The sequence below is a fragment of the Pontiella sp. genome (genome assembly GCF_041622395.1).
Taxonomy (GTDB): Bacteria; Verrucomicrobiota; Kiritimatiellia; order Kiritimatiellales; family Pontiellaceae; genus Pontiella.
Genome location: NZ_JBFJYW010000325.1, coordinates 1 through 3,988 on the forward strand (window position 1 = coordinate 1; position 3,988 = coordinate 3,988).

Consider the following 3,988-nt stretch of genomic DNA (forward strand, 5'->3'; position numbering starts at 1 on the left):
CGCCCGACGCCGATCGAACCCTTGTCGCCGTAGAATTCGATCATGGAACCGAACTTGCCGGGATGATCGCGGTAGATGGTCGGGCCGTTTTTATATTTGTACCCCTGGTACTCGGAGCCGTTGTAGCCGATCGGGAAGAAGAATTCCGGGCCCGAATGATCCATGCCCAGCGCCCACTGGATAATGTCGTAGTGGTGCGCGCCCCAGTCGCCGTTCTTGCGGGCGCCGTATTCCCAATAGGAGCGCCATCCGCCGCCATAGTTTCCTTTGACCCGGTTGGCGTTATAGGGAAACCACGGGGTCGGCCCCAGCCATCGGTCGTAGTCGAATCCTTCCGGAATCGGTTGCTCGGGCAACACGACGCCGTCGGGGAAGCGCCCGAGCCGCGCGTAGATGGTATGGACCTTTCCGATCCATCCGTTGCGCACCATTTCCACCGCCTTGCCAAACGACGACTCAGAACGCTGCTGGCTGCCCACCTGCAGGATCGCGCCGTGCCGGCGGGCCGTATCGGCCAGCAGGCGGCCTTCCCGAATGGTCAGGCTCATCGGCTTCTCGACATAGACGTCCTTGCCGGTGCGAATGGCGTCGAGCGAAATCGGCACGTGCCAGTGGTCGGGGGTGATGACGAAGCAGGCATCGATGTCGCCGCGCTCCATGATTTTTTCATGCTCGTTGTAGCAGGCGCAGTCGTTGTTGCCGTATTTCTGGTTCACCGCGTCGCGCGCCGCCTCGCGTTTCTTTTTGTCGACGTCGCACACGGCGAGGATCTGGACCGACTTGTCGCCGAGGTTGCGGCTGAAGTGGCCGCGCATCATCAGGCCGAACCCGATCATCCCCAGCGTGATGCGTTCGCTGGGCGCGGTGAAACCGCCGAAGCCCAAGGCGCTGGAAGGAATTACCGTTGGCGCCGCAACGGCGGCGACTGCCACCCCCGAGCTGCGCAGTAGATTCCTGCGCGAGATGGGGGCTTTATCTGTTTTCTTCATCATGGTCATACCCTTTCCGGGAACCTGCTTCCCGTCCCTTTCGTTTATAAGCCTGCCGACACTGGTTCACACAACGTCAACCAAACCATACTCTTGGACACCCGCCAAAGACAACCCGAACCCGGCCAAAGACGCGGCGCATCATGCGGAATACCGAACGATCAGCCGTCCCTTCAAAAGGTGCTCCCCGGGCTCGTTCGGCCCCACCACCGAACCGAAGGCCTGCTTCGCCAGCAACTCGATCGGCTGGCGCACGGTGGTGATCGGCGGAATAAACTGCGCGGCGGCCGGGATGTCGTCGAATCCGGTCACGGCCATCTTCCGGCCCGCATCATGCAACGCGTGCAAGGCCCCCATCGCAATCACGTCCGTCGCACACACCAGCGCAAGCCCATCAAGGCGACCCGTTAAAATATTCTGGGAGGCCCGCAGCCCCGCGTCGAACCCGTCGGAGACCCACACATGGTTTTGGATTTCGATTCCGCGTTCTTCCCCGGCGTGCTGCAACGCATGGAATCGCAACGCATGGCTGTAGAGATTCGACCCGATGAACGCGCAGCGCGCCAACCCCTGCGACGAAAGGTGCGCCAACAATTGTCGGGCGGCATCGAGCTCATCGATTGCAATTCGAACGCTCTGCTCCCCGCCGCTGCCATGCCCGATCCGCGCCACCGGGAGATCGTCGAACCCGTCGAGCCATTCCGACCGGTCGGCCGTGCCGATCACAATCAATCCATCGATCGCATGCTTGCGCAAAGGCGCGAGGTCCGACGGTTCGGGATGCCGCCCCTTGAATCCGACCAAAACCAGGGAATAGCCTTGATCATGCGCCAGCGCCTGGAGCTGTTCGATAATCGTGCCGAAGAACGGGTCGCGGAAATCGTAGACCACCACGCCGACGGTCATCGACGCCTTCCCCTTGAGCGTCAGCGCCGCCGCGCTGGGCACATAGCCCATCTCCTGCGCCGCATTCACCACCCGTTCGATCGTCGCCGCCGCAATCCCCACCTCGCGCGCCTTCCCCGAAAGCACCCGCGACACCAACGCAATCGAGACCCCCAACCGCTCCGCAATTTGTTTCTGACTCACCGCCATACCATCACCTCAAACTTTTGAGATAGTGTCTGCATCCCCGTCCGGAATCAAGAATTCGCTCGATCATATCCGCAGCACGCATCTGTTCACGATCGTGAGCGTTTCCGTTCCAGCCACCGGTACGCATCTGTTCACGATCGTGAACAGATGCGTGACACGGAGCAGGAAACCGGTATGTTCGTCCCATGAAATGGGAAGCGTTTCATCATCCGGATTTTTCGTTGCCCGTCGTGCGCCGCAAGGTGGGCGGCGAACTTGTTACGCTGCTGGATCAGACGGCGGGGATGTTGCTGAGCGCGGGGGCTTGCGATTTTTACGGGCATTGCTATCCGACCGACAAGGCGTTCCGCACCTCCATCGCCCGCCTGCAAGCCAAAGGCCTGGTGGTTAAGCCGCACACGGACGGAACCCTGCCGGAACTCCGGCTGACGCCGGAAGGCGAATCGATGGTTCCCGACTATTTCAACCCCGAGCGCCGCTGGAACAAAGCATGGAACCATTGGTGGTATGTGCTGATGTTCGATGTGCCGGAAAAGGAGCGGTCCTACCGCGACAAGCTCAGGGGATTTCTCAAACGCCTGCATTTCGGCTGCCTGCAAAAGAGTGTCTGGATCACTCCCAGGGATATCCGTCCGGAATATGACGATCTGGACCACGCGGCAAACGTCGAGAGCGTGGCCCACCTGTTCGAAGCCCGCACCGTGCTTGGCCACGGCAACGAATCCGTTGTTCGAGAAGCGTGGGATTTCGATGCACTCCGCGAGCATCAGGCGCAATACAACGCCTGTGCCGAAAAAAACCTTTCGCGACTCGCGCAGGGAAACCATCAACCCGCGGAACTCGCTCAACTCATGCGGATGGACAATCTCGCCTACTCCCAAGCCATGGCGAACGATCCCCTGTTGCCGAACGAACTGCTTCCCGGGGATTATCTAGGGAAAGAAGCGCATGCTCACCACCGAGCCCTCCTGCGGCAGGTCATCGAGCGGTCCTGACCGCTGGTGGACCGTCAATGGCCAATCGTCTTCCCCTCTCGGAACGCATCTGCTCACGATCGTGAGCAGATGCGTTCCGGAAGAAGCTCGCAAACGAACCTATTGGGTCTCGAATTCCAGGCGGAAGTTGGCGTTGGAGGCCGCCGCGGTCAGCAGGAGTTTCAGGTCGAGGGAGTTGCCGGCGCGGGATTGGTCGAGGATTTCCGGGACGGCATGGGTCCAGGAAAGAAGATCGGCGGATTGGATGATGCGAGAGCGGGCGGCACAGGTTTGGTCGAACGCGTACTCCAACAGAATGGCGGGACGGCCATAGACGTCGTTGGTTAGCGTGCCGGCCAGCAGGGGAACGGAGTTGGACTCGAGCCAGGCGGCAAAGGGCGCCGGAGCGTTGGTTGCGGAGGCTTCGACGATTTCGAATTCGATGTAGACGTCGGCGGCGGGGGCGTATGCGGCATCGCCCGGCTGGTAGGCGTGGAGGGAGACGGTTCCGGAGGAGGAGCCGAGCTCCAAGCGATGGAGCACTTCATCGACGACGACGTCGGACGGGCCGGACTGGACCTCCATTTTGACGGGGAGCCCGCTGCCGGCATAGGCATTGACCTGCACGGTTCCGCCGCCTACGAGCTGGTTGGCCAAGGGTTCGATGAAGATATGCTGGATCTCTTCGGCCACGACGAACGAGCGCAGGACGGAAGCGGCCGCCGCATAGGTTTCGTCGCCCGCCTGCGCGGCGACCACCTCGACGGTTCCGGTGCCGGTGAAATAGACGCAATTGCCGGCGTTTGTCGCGGGGCCGGACTGGACCGAATAGGCAACGGGCAGGCCGCTGTCCGCCGATGCATCGAGCGCAACGGAACCGAAGGCGAGCTTTTGATGGGGGATCGTTTCGAAGGAGATGGTTTGCGCCAC

At 61.3% G+C, this 3,988-nt stretch carries 3 protein-coding genes and 1 pseudogene; 1 reads left to right on the forward strand and 3 read right to left on the reverse strand.

Features of this window, described 5'->3' with window-relative positions; genetic code table 11:
* Together ABYO54_RS14810 and ABYO54_RS14815 are read right to left on the reverse strand one after the other, a co-directional pair.
* A partial coding sequence (locus tag ABYO54_RS14810; protein ID WP_372809016.1) for a Gfo/Idh/MocA family protein occupies positions 1–992 on the reverse strand: 992 nt, incomplete at its 3' end.
* Between the two features lie 138 nt (positions 993–1,130).
* Positions 1,131–2,078, reverse strand: coding sequence for a LacI family DNA-binding transcriptional regulator (locus ABYO54_RS14815; RefSeq protein ID WP_372809017.1), 948 nt, complete (start codon positions 2,076–2,078; stop codon positions 1,131–1,133).
* Between the two features lie 191 nt (positions 2,079–2,269).
* Here ABYO54_RS14815 and ABYO54_RS14820 point away from each other — a divergent pair, with 191 nt between their 5' ends.
* Positions 2,270–3,079 carry a PaaX family transcriptional regulator C-terminal domain-containing protein gene (locus ABYO54_RS14820; RefSeq protein ID WP_372809018.1) on the forward strand — a complete coding sequence of 270 codons (810 nt, stop codon included), beginning with the start codon at positions 2,270–2,272 and terminating at the stop codon, positions 3,077–3,079.
* A gap of 99 nt (positions 3,080–3,178) precedes the next feature.
* Here the strand turns inward: ABYO54_RS14820 and ABYO54_RS14825 are convergent.
* Positions 3,179–3,988, reverse strand: a pseudogene (locus ABYO54_RS14825) (hypothetical protein); the annotation flags it as partial.

What these genes read in the sequence shown, in the direction of transcription:
- ABYO54_RS14820 (WP_372809018.1), top strand. Translation starts at nt 2,270, where the DNA reads ATGAAATGGGAAGCGTTTCATCATCCGGATTTTTCGTTGCCCGTCGTG.